The 19,626-nt window shown below is 33.9% G+C and carries 16 protein-coding genes; 6 read left to right on the forward strand and 10 right to left on the reverse strand.

Annotated features, from left to right (window positions below):
* Nucleotides 1–81: 81 nt before the first annotated feature.
* Complete coding sequence (locus KWG70_RS01935) at nucleotides 82–1,590, forward strand: hypothetical protein (protein WP_230934306.1); 1,509 nt, start codon at nucleotides 82–84, stop codon at nucleotides 1,588–1,590.
* A gap of 88 nt (nucleotides 1,591–1,678) precedes the next feature.
* The gene (locus KWG70_RS01940) at nucleotides 1,679–2,056 is read left to right on the forward strand and encodes a hypothetical protein (RefSeq protein ID WP_230934307.1); all 378 of its coding nucleotides are present in this window, start codon (nucleotides 1,679–1,681) and stop codon (nucleotides 2,054–2,056) included.
* 64 nt (nucleotides 2,057–2,120) lie between these two features.
* Here KWG70_RS01940 and KWG70_RS01945 read toward each other — a convergent pair whose 3' ends face one another.
* Together KWG70_RS01945 and KWG70_RS01950 are read right to left on the reverse strand one after the other, a co-directional pair.
* The gene (locus KWG70_RS01945) at nucleotides 2,121–3,665 is read right to left on the reverse strand and encodes an Rne/Rng family ribonuclease (RefSeq protein WP_230934308.1); all 1,545 of its coding nucleotides are present in this window, start codon (nucleotides 3,663–3,665) and stop codon (nucleotides 2,121–2,123) included.
* A gap of 315 nt (nucleotides 3,666–3,980) precedes the next feature.
* Nucleotides 3,981–4,271 carry an HU family DNA-binding protein gene (locus KWG70_RS01950; protein ID WP_028870804.1) on the reverse strand — a complete coding sequence of 97 codons (291 nt, stop codon included), beginning with the start codon at nucleotides 4,269–4,271 and terminating at the stop codon, nucleotides 3,981–3,983.
* A gap of 134 nt (nucleotides 4,272–4,405) precedes the next feature.
* Here KWG70_RS01950 and mutY point away from each other — a divergent pair, with 134 nt between their 5' ends.
* The 4 genes from mutY (at nucleotide 4,406) to gldD (ending at nucleotide 7,913) form a co-directional block, all read left to right on the forward strand.
* Nucleotides 4,406–5,446 carry an A/G-specific adenine glycosylase gene (mutY, locus tag KWG70_RS01955; protein ID WP_230934309.1) on the forward strand — a complete coding sequence of 347 codons (1,041 nt, stop codon included), beginning with the start codon at nucleotides 4,406–4,408 and terminating at the stop codon, nucleotides 5,444–5,446.
* Between the two features lie 83 nt (nucleotides 5,447–5,529).
* Nucleotides 5,530–5,982 carry a single-stranded DNA-binding protein gene (locus tag KWG70_RS01960; protein ID WP_230934310.1) on the forward strand — a complete coding sequence of 151 codons (453 nt, stop codon included), beginning with the start codon at nucleotides 5,530–5,532 and terminating at the stop codon, nucleotides 5,980–5,982.
* 25 nt (nucleotides 5,983–6,007) lie between these two features.
* Nucleotides 6,008–7,315, forward strand: coding sequence for a gliding motility-associated protein GldE (locus KWG70_RS01965; RefSeq protein WP_230934311.1), 1,308 nt, complete (start codon nucleotides 6,008–6,010; stop codon nucleotides 7,313–7,315).
* A 16-nt stretch (nucleotides 7,316–7,331) separates the two neighbouring features.
* A complete protein-coding gene (gldD, locus tag KWG70_RS01970; protein WP_230934312.1) occupies nucleotides 7,332–7,913 on the forward strand; it encodes a gliding motility lipoprotein GldD in 582 nt (193 codons plus the stop codon).
* Between the two features lie 60 nt (nucleotides 7,914–7,973).
* On the opposite strand, the gene KWG70_RS01975 is transcribed toward gldD, so the two are convergent.
* From KWG70_RS01975 to KWG70_RS02010, 8 genes are all read right to left on the reverse strand, one after another.
* A complete protein-coding gene (locus KWG70_RS01975) occupies nucleotides 7,974–9,665 on the reverse strand; it encodes a choice-of-anchor J domain-containing protein (protein WP_230934313.1) in 1,692 nt (563 codons plus the stop codon).
* A gap of 12 nt (nucleotides 9,666–9,677) precedes the next feature.
* Complete coding sequence (locus KWG70_RS01980; RefSeq protein WP_230934314.1) at nucleotides 9,678–12,251, reverse strand: TonB-dependent receptor; 2,574 nt, start codon at nucleotides 12,249–12,251, stop codon at nucleotides 9,678–9,680.
* 162 nt (nucleotides 12,252–12,413) lie between these two features.
* The gene (gene pgi, locus KWG70_RS01985; RefSeq protein ID WP_230934315.1) at nucleotides 12,414–14,060 is read right to left on the reverse strand and encodes a glucose-6-phosphate isomerase; all 1,647 of its coding nucleotides are present in this window, start codon (nucleotides 14,058–14,060) and stop codon (nucleotides 12,414–12,416) included.
* Complete coding sequence (locus KWG70_RS01990) at nucleotides 14,060–15,349, reverse strand: M23 family metallopeptidase (protein ID WP_230934316.1); 1,290 nt, start codon at nucleotides 15,347–15,349, stop codon at nucleotides 14,060–14,062. Before KWG70_RS01990 ends, pgi begins: the two co-directional genes overlap by 1 nt.
* A 13-nt stretch (nucleotides 15,350–15,362) precedes the next feature.
* Nucleotides 15,363–16,295: a tryptophan 2,3-dioxygenase family protein gene (locus tag KWG70_RS01995; RefSeq protein WP_230934317.1), complete on the reverse strand. Its 933-nt coding sequence runs from the start codon at nucleotides 16,293–16,295 to the stop codon at nucleotides 15,363–15,365.
* Between the two features lie 5 nt (nucleotides 16,296–16,300).
* Nucleotides 16,301–17,080, reverse strand: a complete 780-nt coding sequence (locus KWG70_RS02000) for a DUF3108 domain-containing protein (protein ID WP_230934318.1) — start codon at nucleotides 17,078–17,080, stop codon at nucleotides 16,301–16,303.
* Nucleotides 17,081–17,262: 182 nt separating this feature from the next.
* Nucleotides 17,263–18,423: a 4-hydroxyphenylpyruvate dioxygenase gene (hppD, locus tag KWG70_RS02005; RefSeq protein WP_230934319.1), complete on the reverse strand. Its 1,161-nt coding sequence runs from the start codon at nucleotides 18,421–18,423 to the stop codon at nucleotides 17,263–17,265.
* Nucleotides 18,424–18,434: 11 nt separating this feature from the next.
* Nucleotides 18,435–19,595 (reverse strand): homogentisate 1,2-dioxygenase, encoded by a 1,161-nt coding sequence (locus KWG70_RS02010; RefSeq protein ID WP_230934320.1) that lies wholly within the window; start codon nucleotides 19,593–19,595, stop codon nucleotides 18,435–18,437.
* Between the last annotated feature and the right edge of the window lie 31 nt (nucleotides 19,596–19,626).

Raw genomic sequence — 19,626 nt, forward strand, 5'->3', positions numbered from 1 at the left:
TATTTGGTTATGTAGAAAATATTCTATATGGTTATTTAATCGATTAAAATCACTGAACACTAACTTAAATTCAATAGTACAATGAAACATAATTTTAAAACGGCTGTCCTACTCTTTCTAGGGCTACTACTAGCTTGGTCTTGCGAGACAAACGATAACGCAAATGAACACGCCAATCAATACAAAGTACCAAGTATTGAAAAAGCCAGAACTTACTTCAATGAAAAAATAAACTTGTCTTCCTTAGAAACGACTGATTTATTTAGAAATGGCGATAGCTCATTAGACACCGATTGGGACAAATCGAAATCTAAAACATATAAGGAGGAACCTCAAGAAACTCTGGATATTTTGTATACACCCATTTACTTACCCACTTCTGGAAAAGCCAAAAGCTTCATTGGGTCTGTAGAAATTAATGGAGACATGCAATCAAAAATTTTCATCCTGTTTTATAAGCAGAGTACAAATGATACTGCCTTTTCTGGCTTTATGCTCATCTATAACTTGGATGGTATAATTGAATATGCCTATGAATATGATGATGGCGAGCGCATCTCAGAAGGCCTACCTAATTTGGCAAGTCAAACACTTAACAGAACCGATACTGGCGATTGCGAGAGCCCTTTTGATAGTCTTGGTTGTCTTCTCGATTGGGTTGGTGGTGACTGGTTTGGACTTGATGGTTTTATTGAGAATGACGTCGTCGAAATTATAGCTGTGGGAGATTCTAGCACTGGCGGTCCCATAAGCGATTCTAGCTTTGGAAATCCTGGTTTTAGTATTCCAGCTTTAGATGAAGGCATCGCAGGCACTAATGGTAGTATTGAAGAGCCTTGGTGGCTAGATAATACTGTAAGTGCCAACCCACTTTCTATCATTATGGCTTTAGAATTAGAGCATGTGGCTTTGCCTGAAGCAGAATGGCTGCTCAATCAAGCCTCTCAAGAGCAATTAACATCCATTGCTAATTTTTTGAATGCCAATCGTGCCAAGGATAAAAATAACGATAGTATTGAAGATAGTGGTTTAGATCCAAATCAAATGACTGAAATCTCACAGGAGGCTTTAGATTTTGCAATGAGCATGATTAATTATTTGATGAATAATCCTAATGTAACGTTAGAATACGATCTATCGAATCAAATAAATAACTATCCCAATTTTGACACATTTGATGAAGTAGAAGATTTTTTTGAAAATTCAAATAATTCATCATCTCATACTGTTTCAGTAGAAAGAGATAATTTTACTTTCAACTTTTTAATGCCACTATTTAGTTATGCTATAGAAATGGATGTTGATAAAGAAATTCCTGATGGAAATTCTTGCGATTGCATAGAGATTCTTGACGTAAAAACTTATATTAGTGGAAATGAAACAATAACATCTTATACAGAAATTGGAGAATATTGGACAGACATTTCCAGTGAACAAAACACAATTAAAGTAAGTATAAAAGGAAAAATAACAACTGGTTTAAATATAGATGGATTCCCTTGGAAAAGATCTAAAGTTTATACCTTTTATGTTGTATATAATCACTCAACTGGAAATATAATCACATATGGCTATGATTTGCAAAACTAAAAACTTTATAAGATTATACTCTTGTATTTTTCTTATGCTATCAGTTTCTTTAAATAAAGTTTCAGCCCAAAATGAAACTCATATTAAATTGAATGATAGTCTAATAAAAACTTATGTAAATATTAATGACACCCAATATAATGTGATTAAGAAAAAAGCAGGTGTCATGAAAGAACTTCACTTAGCCATCAAGGATTCGGTTCAACCAAGTGCTTTGAATAGGAGATTAAGATTGTTTTTTGAAAATAAATACAATGAAAAGCAACTGATTATCACCTTAAAATTGGAACGGCATATGAAGGGTACTAATTCTACTTTTGAGTTAGATTACAGTATAGATACCGATAAATCTCTTAGTTTTGATTCGGTTGAAGACTATATAGTTTACCAAAAAAAGATTGACAGCTTTTTATTTAAAAATCTTAAAGTGAAAGACACAATCATAAAAAAGAAAAACAAAGAATAATTTGAACCTATTTTGAATAAACAAAAACCCCTTTCCACATAAGTGAAAAGGGGTTTTTTAGATATTATTTGATTTCCTTACCATTTTTGTCATAAAAATGATATTCAAGATATGTGTAAGCATCTCTAGGTAAAACTTTTACCCATTTTTTGTGTTCTAAAAACCATTTAGAACGTACCGATGGAAACCCTTTGGTTAAAAAGGCTGCTATAAATGGATGCGCATTAAGCGTAATCTTTTTATAGTCTTTTTTGAAAAGCCTTTCGAGATCTTGAGTAATCTTTTGAATCACAACTATTGGTGCTTCAATTTCTCCTCCTACTGCTCCGTTAGGGTTTTCTTCTTTTGTTTTAATATTGCGTTCTGGGCGAACACGTTGTCTGGTAATTTGTATCAAACCAAACTTACTAGGTGGCAAAATCTTATGTTTTGCCTTATCATCTTTCATTTCGTCACGAAGATGATTGTACAATTTTTTTCGATTCTCTGCTCTTCCCATATCAATAAAATCGACAACGATAATTCCTCCCATATCACGTAAACGTAACTGACGAGCAATTTCTGAAGCAGAAATTAAATTGACTTCCAGAGCAGTGTCTTCTTGATTTTTTTCTTTGTTAGATCTGTTTCCGCTATTCACATCTATCACATGCATCGCTTCGGTATGTTCTATTACCAAATAAGCGCCTTTTGCCATAGACACTGTGCGACCGAAAGAGGTTTTAATTTGACGTTCTATACCATACTTTTCATAAAGTGGCACGCCATTTTTATACATCTTTACTATAGATTCTTTAGCAGGTGCAATCTCTTGCACGTAATCTTTAATCTGTCCATAAAGCACTTCGTCATCTACTGTAATACTCGAGAATGAATCATCAAAAATATCTCTTAAAATAGAAGAGGCTTTGTTCATTTCACTCAAGACTTTACTAGGATGATGAGCTTTATTTAATTTTTTACACATTGCTGTCCATCTATTCAGCAAGTTCTGTAAATCTTTGTCGAGTTCGGCAACTTTCTTGCCTTCTGCAACTGTACGAATGATAACACCAAATCCTTTAGGCGTAATACTCTTGACCAATCGCTTTAAGCGATCTTTCTCTTCTTTCGATTCAATTTTTTGTGAAATCGAAATACGATCAGAAAATGGTACTAAGACAATATAACGACCAGCAATAGACAACTCGCTACTAATGCGAGGGCCTTTGGTTGAAATTGGTTCTTTTACAATTTGTACTAATAGAGATTGATTTGATTTTAAAACATTGGCAATACTGCCGTTTTTATCAATATCTTTCTCAAACTGAAAATTTTTCAGTAAAAAATCGGTATGTCTACCTGTGCTTACACGTTTAACGAATTTTAAAAGAGAAGGTAATTTTGGTCCTAAATCATGATAATGCAAAAACGCATCCTTTTCATAACCTACATTTACAAATGCAGCGTTTAGACCAGGAACAGCTTTTCGTATTTTGGCAATAAATATATCACCAACCGAGAAGTTGTTATCATCTTCATCTTTGTGTAACTCGATAAGTTTTCCATCTTTTAATAAGGCAAAATCAACAATATCAGAACTCGATCTTATAATCAATTCTTTTTCCATGTTGTTCATTTTAATCCATCCCGATTCATTTCGAGACAGATGGATGTTATTTTATTTTGACACAGGATATTTAATCCAGTAAATTCATGTATTACGATGGTAAATCGTAATAAAACTCATAAATTTTATATCAAAGAACGTTGTTTTTTAAATTAAGAAAAGTAGTTAAAAAACTACTTTTCTTAATTTATTTCTTTTTGTGACGATTAGCGCGTCTACGTTTTTTACGCTTATGCGTCGCTACCTTGTGTCTTTTTCTTTTTTTACCACTTGGCATAAATAAGTCTTTTTTAAATTAATATTTGTTTTAATGTTTTAGTTTACTTCAACGTTAGTCTTAACACCTTCAACAAATACTTTAGCAGGTTTAAATGCAGGTATGTTGTGAGCAGGTATTTTAATTGTTGTGTTTTTTGAAATGTTACGTCCAGTTTTTTCTGCTCTAGTTTTTACGATAAAACTTCCAAAACCTCTTAGGTATACGTTATCTCCTCCTTCTAAAGATGATTTAACTTCTTCCATGAATGTTTCTACTGTTGCTTGTACATCTCCTTTTTCAATTCCTAGTTTGTCAGAAATTTTCGCTACTATATCAGCTTTTGTCATTGTTATTAATTTTTAGGGTTATCTATTAATTATAAGGGATGCAAATATAGGTAATTTAATTTCAATATTTCAAGCGTAATTAATTAAAATTTAACCTTGTAAAGATTTATTTTTGTAAAAATTAAGTCATTTAAATGAATTTTACCGAAATTTTAACACATTGGTACTCAGTCAATAAGAGAAGTCTACCATGGAGAACAACTAAAAATCCGTATCACATTTGGTTGTCTGAAATCATCATGCAACAAACACAGATTACTCAAGGATTACCGTATTATGAAGCTTTTGTTAACCATTTTCCTTCTGTTTTTGACCTTGCAAATGCCGATGAACAGGACGTTTTAAAGCTTTGGCAAGGCTTAGGCTATTATTCTAGAGCTAGAAATTTACACGCCTCTGCAAAATATATTGCCAATACACTAGATGGAAAATTTCCAAATACTTATACTGAAATAGTAAAACTTAAAGGTGTTGGCGATTATACAGCTAGTGCCATCGCTTCAATCTGTTTTAATGAACCTCACGCGGTTGTTGATGGTAATGTATATAGAGTATTGTCACGGTATTTTGGTATTGATACACCAATCAACTCGACAAAAGGTATCAAAGAATTTAAAAAACTAGCGACGAACTTAATTGACAGTAAACATCCTGGAGATTATAACCAAGCTGTTATGGAGTTTGGCGCTACGCAGTGCAAACCTAAAAGTCCATACTGTATTGTTTGTCCGCTCAACACTAGTTGTATTGCACTTCAAAAAGGAAAAGTGGATGAGCTTCCTGTTAAACTTAAGAAAACAAAAGTGACAAAAAAGCACTTCAACTTTTTGGTCATTATATCTGAAGACAACAACATCATTTTTGAAAAAAGAACGTCTAAAGGTATTTGGCAAAATTTATATCAATTCCCTCTTATTGAAACCAAAAGTGCATTAACTTGCGAAGTATTTGAAAGTAATCCAGATATTAAATCTCTTTTTAACGGTTCGAAGTTTACCTACAGTCTCTACAATACTAATGAGCTCGTTCATAAATTATCACATCAGCATTTATATACTAAATTCTGGATTATTGAAGTGAAGACCCTTCCCAAAAAAGGCATATCAGTTTCAGAATTAAAAACCTATCCCACTTCAATATTAATTAGCAATTTTATAGACAAGTTCGATTTCTGATTTTAGAGAACTCATAAATTTTTCATACTTTTAATAATCAGACTTTAAAATGATTAATTTTGTAGTCTTAAACAATAGAAATTATGTCAGGAACATTAAATAAAGTGATGCTTATTGGGCATTTGGGTGATGAAGTAAAGATGCATTATTTTGATGGTGGTAATTGCGTTGGTCGTTTTCCATTAGCAACAAACGAAACCTACACGAATAAACAAACTAACGAACGTGTTACAAACACCGAATGGCATAACATTGTGGTGCGTAACAAAGCCGCTGAGATTTGTGAAAAATACCTCTCAAAAGGCGACAAAGTCTATATTGAAGGGCGTTTAAAAACCAGGAAATGGCAAGATGACAAAGGTGCAGATCGTTATTCGACCGAAATTCAATGTACCGATTTCACGTTCCTATCAACTAAGAATGATAACCAAGGTGGTGTAGCTCCAGCTTCTAACCCTCAGCAAGCTACTCAACAACCATCTAATACATCTGTTTCCGAACCTATAACTGAAGATAATGATGATCTTCCGTTTTAAATAAATTAAACTTAAATTATTTACTTTGGATCCTGAACCCTCGAGTTTAATCATAGCCATACTTACAGTAAACGTATCGCTCGTTTCTGGGCTCATACTGCTTTTTATTTTACTACTGTGTTCTGCATTGATTTCGGGTGCTGAAGTAGCCTTTTTTTCGCTAACTAAGTCTGATATAGATACAGGCTTAGAAGAAAATCCTAGAAAGTTTACTATTATTTCAAAATTATTAGAGCGACCTAAAAAACTTTTAGCGACAATCCTAGTCGCCAATAACTTTATCAATATTGGCATCGTCATTCTCTTTGCCTATTTAGGTGAAACCTTGTTTAAAGATATAGAGATCACTTGGGTTCGATTTCTATTGGAAGTCGTCGTTATCACCTTTTTGATATTATTATTTGGAGAAATTGTCCCTAAAATTTATGCGAGCAGAAATCGTGTTAAGTTTTCGACGTTTATGGCAATTCCGTTAAAAATTTTGGATGTTATTTTTTCTCCTATCAGTTTGCCAATGCGCCATTTAACTTTATCCATTCATAAAAAACTAGGAAAACAAAAATCAAATCTAAGTGTTGATCAATTATCTCAAGCGTTAGAATTAACATCTGAGGGTGACACAACCGATGAGGAACAAAAAATATTAGAAGGTATAGTATCCTTTGGAAATACGGATACTAAGCAAGTCATGCGACCTAGAATGGACATTTTTGCTCTTAACGAAGACTTGAAGTATGATGAAATCATTCCAGAAGTCATCAAAAATGGCTATTCTAGAATTCCAGTATACAAAGACAGTATAGACAATGTTACAGGTGTTTTATACATCAAAGATCTATTACCTCATATTGAACGCAAACAATTTGATTGGACGACCTTACTTCGCGAGCCATTCTTTGTTCCTGAAAACAAAAAACTTGATGACTTAATGGTTGAGTTTCAAGAGAAGAAAGTCCATCTAGCAGTAGTAGTAGATGAGTATGGTGGCACCTCAGGCGTAGTGTCTTTAGAGGACGTTATCGAAGAAATTGTAGGAGATATAAGTGATGAATTTGACGATGATGATGTCATCTATACAAAAATTGATGACCAAAATTACTCGTTTGAAGGAAAGACCACTTTAAAAGATTTTTATCGAATAGTCAAGGTTGAAGACGAGGCCGACTTTGAAGAGAACAAGGGTGAGGCTGAAACTATTGCAGGGTTTGTTTTAGAGATTTCAGGGATTTTTCCAAGACGTCAAAGTAAAATAAATTTCAAAAATTACGTTTTTACTATTGAAGCTATTGATAAAAAACGAATCAAACAAATCAAGTTTACTATCTTAGACTAAACTTGTATATTATCTTATGATTATTAAAAAACTATGTATTCTATTACTAGCTGCAGTTTGTTTTTCTTGCGGAAATGATCCGCTACCAAAACCTAAAGCCATGTTAAGACTGGACTATAAAAAACCAGAGTATTCAAAAGTGGACGTGCGTTTACCTTTCACCTTTGAAAAGAATATCAACGCCGACAAAATTTCTAATATCAAGTTAGACGGTATTAATAACTCTTATGGTTTAGATATTAACTATCCATCTATGAAAGGCACTATCTATCTTACCTACAAAAAGGTTAACGCTACTAATCTGGATACGTTACTAAGAGATGCACAAACGCTAACACAGAAGCACACTATAAAAGCCGATGAAATAGAAAGTATTATTTATGAAAACCCAGAGCAAAGCGTATTTGGGATGTTTTATGAAGTTGGAGGAAATGCTGCTTCGCAATCTCAATTTTATGTCACAGATAGTATTAATCACTTTTTGAGTGGTTCTTTGTATTTTTATACGAAGCCTAATTACGATTCTATTTATCCTGCTGCTGTATATTTAAAAAATGACATTAAACGCATTATGGAATCCATAGAATGGAAGGAATAAAAAAAAAGCCTATCAAAATTGATAGGCTTTTTTTTGTGTATTAGATGGGTACTAAATCAATTATTCGTTAATAACCCATTCACCACTACTTTTAATCATCGAAAATTCTTCAGTTGAATTACCAGGTGCCCAAGTTGCAATTGTAACAACATATTTTTGTCCTTCTTCTGCAGAAGGGTTTAAATTATCTAGTACAATATTTAAAGCAGTAACGATCATTTCATCAGTCCAGTTCGTACTTCCACCAGCTCTATTAAAGTTACCAAAATTATCTAAGTTATCTGCTGCTGCTTCAAATCCTTCAACAGCAATTAATTCTGAGGCAACTAATGTATAGTCACTACCTGTTAAGGTATATCTAATAGTATTATCTGGTACCCAAACACCATTCTCAAGGCCAAACTGTAATGACGAGATGCTTGGTGACCAGCTTCCGCCACTAAATGTGTATAAGTTTCCTTTAGTTACTGTTCCTATTCCACTACCACCAAAGAATCTGTAGATGATGAATAATTCATCTTCTTCTTGTGCAAATGGGTAGTTGATACCTAACCATTGTGGTAAATAGTTGCTAGGTAATACAGAACCACTAAAGTTATTGAAAGCTCCTGGTTGCCCAGAATTTTCACCCATAGAATCATAATCTGCAGTAGTTAAATAGTAAACTCCGCTAACATCATCCCACTCTCCTTCTGAGTACCTGTAGTATGCATTTTTAGCTTCAGTATCTCCAGAGAAACCTGTTGTTCTAACGGCAAAATCTTGAACTCTCCATCTTGGCGAATCAGAATCTGTAGAGCTATATTTTAAAGCAACATGTACAGTTTGTCCATCGTATGCTGTAAAATCAAAATCTTCTGAAGTTGTCATATCTCCAAAAATTGTTTTATCAAAAGCTACAGCTGTCCATGCTGCAGCCATAGGATCTCCACCTGTAGTATAATCTGTAGATACTAATACATCAAATAATGTAATATCACCTAAGAAATCTATTTCCTGAGTAATTTGAAAAGATAAACCTGAAATTCCAGATAAGTCTACCTCAGGAGAAATAAGCCATTCTTCTGTAGCATTGGCTCCACCTGAAAATCCTGATCCTTCAGCATAAGAAGATTGGTCTCTCCATCCTAAGTTATCATCCATTCCTTCTAATCCATCATCTAGGACCTCAATAAGTTCAAAATCACCAAAGTTTGTTGGAAATGCAGCACCATAAACACTTGCTAAACCAACTTCTGGTTGTCCAGTAAATTCATTGTATGATAATCTTACGACTTGTCCTTCTACAGGAGTTGCAAATTCTGAAGCCAAAACACTTTCTAAAGCACCTTCAACATCTTCACCAGGTAAAAACGCATTACTGTTACTCGTTGGGTAATCAGTATTTCCAAGATTATAAACGTCGGCATTTACAAAAGCGCTAACATCTTCTGGGTTTCCATCATTTAAATTAAAACTCACAGTTACCGATGAACCAGTACCCCAAAATGGATATCTATCTGCTAAAAACGGAGGTAAAATTACTTTTGCATCTTCTAAATCAGCAAACGCTTCAAATGTTTCATAGTAATCTGGATCTTCTTCAGGGCCTTGTTCTACAAGAGCTGCATAATCATCTGATGTTAATGTAAACTCATCAACACCAATTATTGGGTCATCTTGATTAGCGAGATCATTATTAATATCTTCTACAGGATCACATCCAGTAAAAATGGCGCCTATAAAGGCTAATACATAAACTATTCTTTTCATTGTTCTATTTTTTTAAAATTTAAGTTGTGCTCCTACACTAAATGTTCTACCAAATCCATAGTACACTAAAGCTGTTTCAGCATTTGAACCTGAGCCGTCTAAAGCATCTGCTATATATTCTGTATTAAATATATTATTTATTCTAGCTACAAGAGACGCATCAAACTCTCCAAACGAGAAACCGTGAGTAATAGCAGCATCAAATACACCATAAGAAGGTACTTCCCATGGATCTGGAGCACCTTGTGTTCCTCTATCACTTGGATCAAAATCTGCATATAAACGATCAAAATAGTTATAATCTACAGACAATCTCGTATTTATTCCAAATCTATAATTAACACCTAATGCCATCGTTGTTTGAGCAGCATCACCTACAGGTGTATCTTCAATAAATAAATTTACTGTATCTACGACTTCTTGTTCTTCATTTAAAATGTTAACTCCTGTAACATCTTCTTCCCATCTCCAATCTCCAAGAGATGCCATACCTGTGATGTCTAATTTATCCGTTGCTTTGTATACAAAGTCAATTTCAATACCTTGATGAATTGCATTTACACCTAAAATGTTAGCAAATCCTGTTTCATCTTCACTTAATTGGAAAGACAATGTTTCTGTTCTATCTCTCCAAGCAGTTCTATATAAGTTAACATTAGCAGACAGACGCTCGCCTCTAAAACCATAACCAATTTCATAACTTGTGATTTTTTGATTTTCGGCATTTTCATTAATCTCATCATTGTTAAAGTTAGGGAAAACTGCATCAAAATCAGCCGCTTTTTCAAAGTATCCTATGTTTACAAATACATTATGGTTCATATCAATACGATAGTTAGCACCACCTTTTGCTCCATAACCAAAAAAGTTGAAACGATCTGTTTCTTGTAGAGGATCTCCGTTTAAGTAATTAAAGTAATCTTTTCTCTTATAAGATGTGTTCGATGCGTTTAATGATATGAATGTATTGAAATTTTCATTTACATCATATTCTAACTGAGCAAATGCACCTAACCAACCTACTATTCCATCGTTATTATAAGCTACTTTATCACCTACTCTTGCAATACCTGTTGGATTATTAACGTTATCCTCATTAATTATAAATTGACCTCCTAATAGATCAGTAACTTCTCTAAAGTGTTTTCCTGTATAGCTTCTCCAGTCTAATCCGGCTAAAAGCACTAAGTCATCGGTTAAATCTGATTTCAATGTAGATAAAATCCCATACCAATTGTGGTCGTTACGAGAAGCTCTTAAAGCAGCATTAGAACCGTTAGCTCCATTTGCAATATTTTCATCAACGATACGATCAAAATCTAAAGGCCCAAATTCTCCAATACGATAATCTGCACTTGTAAATTTAAATCTTCCATCATTTTCAAATCCTGGAGCGTCAGCATCACTACCTAGAGTTCCACCTCCACCACCAGTACCAAAAGATGCGTAGGCAGCTGTCGATATGCTTGTTTTATCATTAAGATCCCAATAGTGGTTTAAAGAGATTTGAGGTTTGTGATAAAAGTTATCTTCTATAGACGTTAGTTGACCATTCTTAAAACCCCAATCTGAGTTGTATTTAATTCCGTCTTCACTTTGTCTATACGTGTCAATTAAATGTCTGTTTTGTCTTTGACCGTGACGTTGTTTAGCACCAAAAGCTGTAAACGATAATTTATGTTGATCGTTGATCTCTTTAGATACGTTAACAAAATAAGAAACAGCATTAAAAGGTGTTCCTTGCACATAACCATCTCCATCAGTCTTAGCAGCTGAAACTGTAGCAGCAAAACCACTTTCCATTAAACCTGTAGAATATGTTATTCCAAATTTTCTATACCCGTCATTACCAAGTGTCGTCATGATGTTTCCACCAGCTTCAGCATCGGTTGTTTTAGTTAAGATATTGATAGTACCACCAACAGAAGGTACAGCAACTCTAGCAGCACCAAGACCTCTTTGCACTTGCATTGAGCTTGTCACATCACCTAATCCTGCCCAGTTACTCCAGAAAACACGACCATTTTCCATATCGTTTACTGGCACACCGTTAATCATTACGGCAACATTTTCAGAGTTAAATCCACGTAAGTTAATACGACCATCTCCAAAACCACCACCAGCTTTTGTAGCATATACACCAGGTGTAGATTTTAAGACTTCAGGAAATTCTTGAGTTCCTAATTTTAATTGGATATCTGCAGCTCTCACTGTTGACACTGCAACAGGCGTTTTTCTATCTACTGCTACAGACGCAATAATTTGTACCTCTTGTAAGCCTACTTCACTTGAGACAAGAGTAATTGTTCCAAGATCCATATCTCCAGAGAAAGCAATTGTTTGTGAGTTGTAACCAACAAACGTAATTACTAATTCTCCCGATGAAGCTTGGGTTTTAAGGGTAAAATTTCCATCAAAATCGGTATTAGTACCATTTGACGTCCCCTTTTCAATGATATTTGCTCCAGGTAATGGTTCATTCATATCTGAACCAACTAATTTACCTGTAATTGTGCTTTGTGAAAAAGCAATTGTAGTGCACAATAAAGCTACAAATACCAATAAACATTTTGAAATTTTTTTCATTGTTTAAGAATTATTTAGAGTTTTAAATTTGCGGCAAAAGTACGTTCAATAGGAACATACTGTATTACCAAAATGTTAAGAATTTTTAACTGTTAAAATTACTTAAAAATTCTTAAAAATTTAACATTTTGCTTACACTAAGTCAACAAGTATTTAACAACCCTATCTTATATCTTGGTAGTGTTTAATGAGGTTTTGAGTAGATTCGTCATGATTGTTAATAACATTCGCACTTTGAAGTTCTGTTAAAATTGTATTTGCGAGCTGCTTTCCAAGTTCAACACCAAATTGATCGTAGCTGAAAATATTCCATATAATTCCTTGAACAAATATTTTATGCTCGTACATGGCAATTAATTTTCCAAGGCTTTGAGGTGTTAACTTTTCTATAAGAATAGTCGTGGTTGGTTTATTACCTTCAAATATTTTAAAAGGTATCAATTCATTCATTTTTTCTTCGGAAAGTCCTTGAGATCGTAATTCTGCTTCTACAACATCTTTAGACTTACCATTCATCAAGGCTTCAGTTTGAGCAAAGAAGTTAGACATCAATTTGTCTTGGTGATCTTGGTTTCCGTGTAATGATTTGGCAAAACCTATAAACTCTGCCGGAATTAATTTTGTTCCTTGATGTATTAGTTGAAAAAAGGCATGTTGAGAATTAGTTCCTGGCTCACCCCATATTATGGTTCCTGTTTGATAATCTATCGTATCCCCATTTCGGTCAACGCTTTTACCATTACTTTCCATAATACCCTGTTGAAGGTAGGTTGCAAATTGATTCAAATACTGCGAATAAGGAATAACGGCTTCACTTTCAGCGTTGAAAAAGTTATTATACCACACACTCAAAAGCGCTGTAAAGACTGGGATGTTTTTATCAAATGCTTCTGTTTTAAAATGTGTGTCCATTTTATGTGCGCCAAGAAGCAATTGATCAAAGTTATCATAGCCTACAGTTAGACTTATGGATAATCCAACGGCACTCCACAACGAAAAACGACCACCTACCCAATTCCACATTGGGAATATATTGTTTTCATCAATACCAAAAGCTTTTACTTTTTCAATATTGGTAGATACTGCAACAAAATGTTTTGACACGGCATCTTGAGGTGCTTCTTTTAAAAACCACTCTCTAATTGTATTGGCATTAGATAATGTTTCTTGTGTCGTAAAGGTTTTAGAAACAATGACGAAAAGTGTGGTTTCGGGGTTTAATTTTTTAATAATTTCATTGACATGATCACCATCAACATTACTCACAAAATGAGTGTTAAGGTGGTTTTTATAATACGATAATGAATCGACAACCATAGCTGGCCCCAAATCTGATCCGCCTATACCGATATTGACAACATCTGTAAATGGTTTGTTGGAATAACTTTTAAGGTCACCATTAATTATTTGATTTGAGAAGGTTTTTATTTTTTGTTTAACCTCAAAAATTTCAGGGATAACATTTTCACCATTTACAAAAACCTGAGCGCTTTCAGGTACTCTCAGAGCTGTATGTAAGACTTCACGTCCTTCAGTTTGATTGATTACATCTCCTTCAAAATATTTCTGCATGGCATCCTTCAAACCAACTTCATTTGCGAGTTCCAGTAACAAGCTTATCGTTTCTTTAGACACGCGATGTTTAGAATAATCAACAAAAAAATCTTCCCATCTTACGGTCATATCATGAGCACGATTTTGATGCTCTGCAAATAAGGCTTTAAGATGTGTATTTTCTATGGTTTTGAAATGTGCTCTTAGCTTACTCCAAGCGACTGTTGTGGTTGGGTTGACTGTTTGTAATGCCATTATTGTATTTTCGACGTTAGTACTTCGTCTTCGGTTGGTAATTCAATTTTATTATCTTCAAACTGTATATTATCCAACTGAGATTTTAAAGGTTTGATAAATTCGTTATAATTTGCCTTAAGAGAATCTGGAATAGATTCTGCTGCAGGTAATTTCTCTCTAAATGGATCGACTTGTTTTCCATTCTTCCAGAATCGATAACACACATGAGGTCCACCTGTATTACCTGTCATACCAACCCATCCAATCACATCACCTTGTTTTACAAAATCACCTTTTCTAACATTTTGTGCTTTCATATGCAAGTATTGTGTGCTGTACGTTCCATTATGTTTGATCTTAACGAATTTACCATTTCCGCCTCGCCTTGTAGATTCGGTTACGGTTCCATTTGCAGTAGCTAGAATAGGAGTTCCTATTGGAGCCGCAAAATCGGTACCTTTGTGTGGTCGTAATTTATAACCATAGTATTTGATACGACGATTTAGGTTATAACGTGAGGAGATTCGACTAAACTGCACAGGCGCTTTTAAAAATGTTCGTCTTAAACTCTTTGTATTTTCATCAAAATAATCTGAAATTTGTTTCATACTATCCACCTGAAAATTAAATGCATAAAATGGTTCGCTCTTATGTTCAAAATAGGCGGCATCAATACTTTCTATACCTGCATAAATGCTGTCTTCAATAAAGCGTTGATTGTACACTATTTTAAAACGATCTCCTTTTTGAAGTCTAAAGAAATCAATAGTCCAAGCATATATATCACTCATATCATTTATTAATTGATATGGTAATCCTTGAGCTTCCATTGTTTCAGACAAATTATTCATCACAACTCCAGAGGCTTCTTTTTGTACAATTGTAATGGGTTTTTTGCCTTTGTAAGCAACGACAGAGTCTGTCATTTTAATGACCACGTAATCGATACTGTTGGGCTGGTATATAAAACACTCTGGTGTTTGAAGCGAATCTTTAGCACAAAAGAGTGTATAAGGCTTACCTATTTTTAATTTTCCAATATCAAATGAATCCTTAATTTTTTCAGCAATATTGAAGATTCTTGGGTAACCAATATGATTACGCTCTAAGATTTCGCCAAAACTATCCCCTTTTTTGATAGTATCTCTTTTAACGATGTAATTGTCGAGCACTAAACCAAACTCTTTTAAAGGTTCTGGCTCTACATAAGTTTGTAATTGATCTAACTCTGGTTTTTTCTCGTCTTCTTTACATGAAAAAAAACCAATACAAATAAAAAGTGCTATTAATAATTGTTTTGGTTGCATTAAGCTAATGGTATTATATGTTCTCTCCCCAGTTTTCTAATTCTTTTTCGCTCCAAAGTTCAGGAAAAAAAATGCGTTTTTGGTATTTTGGATGCATATATTTTTTCCAGTCACTTCCACCTGTGGCTTCACCATCTCCTGTTCCACTTTCTATATAGTGTTTTGCAGCATTATAATGTGCCATAACCCAAGTGATATTTACAGTATAATCAAAATGCTTCATGGCCTTAACCAAATCTGCGTCCTGTTGATCTTCTTTTGGAAGTTCTTTAAAACGCGACCATAGATTTTTAGTGTTATAAGTTTGCATAAAACGAATGAAATCGCCTTTGTATCGTTTTTCAAAATTAACTAAGAGTGTTGATTTTTTACCTGTTTTATAATCTTTTCCTGCCGCCTGCCAATACAAGTGCTCAAAGGCATGTTCAAAAGGTGTATTACGATCTATGGTTTTTCTAAATCTGTAATCAATCAAGTTTATTAATTCTGTTGAAGCAAACTCAATCATTCGATACTGTGCACTTTGAAATCCGCTCGCTGGCGTAAGTGTATATCGAAATTTCATGTATTGCTCAATCTCCATCCCTTCACGCATGATATTGAAGGACGTAGTTAGCATATCAAAATAGCGACTAACACGCATAATTTTATTTTCAAAAAATTCAACATTAAGGTTTTCTTTTTCTGCAACCTGTTGAATTTCCCAAAGGATCATTTTAAAGATCAATTCATTGATTTGATGGTAAGCAATAAAAACCATCTCATCAGGAAGCGTTGTTCGCTGTATTTGAAGGTTTAAAAGGGCATCTGTTTGTATATAGTCCCAATATGTAATAGGCTTGCTATAAAGCAAGCCATAAAGGTGATCGTCTGTATCTTGATCTATTTTTGTATACTTCTCTTGAAGCTGTTTTATGATATCGTCAAAATGTTGTGTGTCATCCATGTTGGTTAGTCAAATTGAATAGGAAAGTAATGTTTTAATCCTTTATAATCTTCAAGGTCTGCTCTTAATGAACCTACGGCTAGATCTGCTTTAATCTTTAAAGGGATTTTATTTTCATCTGCACTTACCCAAAGTGTTAAACTTTCCTGTTCTTTAAATACACGTCCAGCCATAACATATGGTCTAAACTTTAATGTTTTAATTTTTCCAAATTTTGTCTTGATCGTTTCTCTTCCTAAAAATTTGAGCTTGAAATTATAATTTTCTTCATCAAAAAACATATTGAGGGTTACTACTTCTCCTACTTTAATGTTTTTAGTGTCATAATTATTTCTTAAATAGTAAAACGCAGATACCATATCCTGAACATCTTGTTCTGTAGCTATAGTCTTTTTTGTTTTATGCTTTTTATTTTCGACTTGAGCTTCTTTTTTGTTTTGATTGAATTTGATCTCTATGTCTTTGGTGTGACCTCCTTCATCAATTTTTCTAATAAACTTGTATGGAACTCCGGTTTCCTTGTCAAAATAACTTTCGTACCTGTCTTTTACTTTGAAAAACCACTTAATCGCACCAGTTGTCCAGCCTTTCCCAACAACGTGGTATACAGGCTTTCCGTTTAGCTTTGTTTCTTTAAGCGACAATGTAGCGTTTCCTGCTTTTAGGAATCCACTGTAGCTCATTCTAAATTTGAACCATTCACCATCTTTGAATGCACTTTTCTTTTGGGCAGTAGAAGTTTGCAAACAAAATAGAACGCCAATTATAAGTAGTAAGTTTCTCATCATATATAGTATTGTAAATGTAACTTTCAGTATCACATTTTATTGTTCGTAATGAAGAATTACAATTACTATTCCAAAAATAAAAATTTTATTGAAACCATTATAAACAAAGGTGTTATACTTCTGTTAGAATTTAAAATATAAACGCCATCCCAAATGGACAGCGTTTATATGATAATTATTTATAACGTTCCTCTTTTTGCTTGTTCTCTCTCAATAGATTCAAACAAAGCTTTAAAATTACCTGCACCAAAACCTTGTGCTCCCATGCGTTGAATGATTTCGAAAAACAATGTTGGTCTATCTTCCACAGGCTTAGTGAAAATTTGAAGTAAATAGCCTTCTTCATCAGCATCTACAAGGATAGAGAGTTTTTGAAGTTCTTTTATATCTTCTTTCATCATGTCCATATGCACTCCCAATCGTTCGGGAATCATATCGTAATATGATTGTGGTGGAGGTGGCAAAAACTCAACACCTCTAGCTTTAAGTTGGGCTACTGTTTTTATAATATCATCTGTTGCAACAGCTATATGTTGAACTCCAGAATCTTCATAAAAATCTAAATATTCTTCTATTTGAGATTTCTTAGCCGCTTTAGCTGGTTCATTAATTGGGAATTTGATTCGTCCATTACCATTACTCATCACTTTACTCATCAAAGCGGAGTATTCGGTATGGATTTGTTTATCATCAAAGGAGAGAAAATTTACAAATCCCATAACATCTTCATACCATTTTACCCAAGTATTCATTTGTCCCCAGCCAACATTACCTACCATGTGATCAATGTATTTGAGTCCGACAGGTTCTGGATTATAATCTGACTCCCATTTTTGGAATCCTGGCATAAATACACCATTGTAGTTTTTACGTTCAACGAACATATGCACGGTTTCACCATAGGTATAAATTCCTGCTCTAACAACTTCTCCAAATTCATCGGTTTCCACCACAGGTTCCATATAAGACTTAGCTCCTCTTTTGGTAGTTTCTTCATAAGATTTTCTAGCATCATCGACCCAGAGTGCTACCACTTTTACACCATCACCATGCTTAACAATATGATCATTAATTGGAGATTTACTATTTAGAGGAGTTGTTAATACCAATCGTATCTTATCTTGTTTGAGTACATAACTGACAGCATCTTTTGAGCCTGTTTCTAAGCCTTTATAAGCATAGGATTGAAATCCAAATGCTGTTTTGTAGAAATGAGCAGATTGCTTTGCATTTCCAACATAAAACTCAACATAATCAGTTCCTAGTAGTGGTAAAAAATCTTGTGCGTCTTCAAAGATCTTTTCTAATCCATAATTGACACTTTTTACTTCTTTCGCCATAATATTTTATTTTAATGTTCTAACCAAGATTTAAAGTAATCTTCGTCTGCTATTTTTAAAGCTTCTTCTGTTATTTGTAGTGGTTTAAATGTATCTACCATAACAGCGAGCTCATCTGTTTTTATTTTTCCTATACTACGTTCTGTGGCTCCAGGATGTGGTCCATGAGGAATGCCGGCTGGATGCAAACTAATATGACCTGCATCAATATCATTTCTGCTCATAAAATCACCGTCAACATAATACAACACCTCATCACTATCTATATTACTGTGATTATATGGTGCTGGAATACTCTCTGGATGATAATCGTACAAACGTGGCACAAAACTGCATACTACAAAGGCATCTGTTTCAAAAGTTTGATGCACTGGAGGCGGTTGATGGATACGACCAGTAATAGGCTCAAAGTCATGAATTGAAAAGGCATAAGGGTAGTTAAAACCATCATAACCTACCACATCAAAAGGATGCGATGCATACACCATTTCAAATATATCGTCTTGCTTTTTAACCTTCATAAGAAATTCTCCTGTTTCATTGTAAGTTTCGAGTTCTTGTGGCTGTCGTAAATCACGTTCGCAAAACGGAGAATGTTCTAGTAATTGTCCAAACCAATTTCTATAGCGTTTTGGTGTATAAATTGGTCGTCGTGACTCTACAATAAACAACCTGTTGTCTTCGGTATCAAAATCCATCTTATAAATAATCCCTCTAGGAACTACAAGATAATCACCATATTTAAAATCGAGATTCCCAAGATGTGTTCTCAACTTTCCTGTTCCTTTATGAACAAAAATAAGTTCATCTGCATCAGAGTTTTTATAGAAATAATCTGTTGTTGACTGTTTTGGAGCAGCTAAAATTATAGTACAATCACTATTGGTTAATACTGCTTTTCTGCTCTCTAAATAATCATTTTCAGGCTGGACTTGAAACCCTCTAAAACGATAGGATTGTATATGATTTGCTTTTGCAATTTTTGGAGCAACACTATATTGTTTTTTTATTGCTTTTACTTGTGTTGGTCGTTGTTCGTGATAACTGTTAGTTGACATTCCGTCAAACCCAATGGTACCAAATAATTGTTCGGCATATAGGCTTCCATCTTCTTTTCTAAATTGAACATGGCGCTTGGATGGGATTTTTCCTAATTTATGATAAAAAGGCATACATATTTATATTAAATAATTGAAATTAAAA

It is taken from the genome of Psychroserpens luteolus, from assembly GCF_021032705.1.
Lineage (GTDB): Bacteria > Bacteroidota > Bacteroidia > Flavobacteriales > Flavobacteriaceae > Psychroserpens > Psychroserpens luteolus.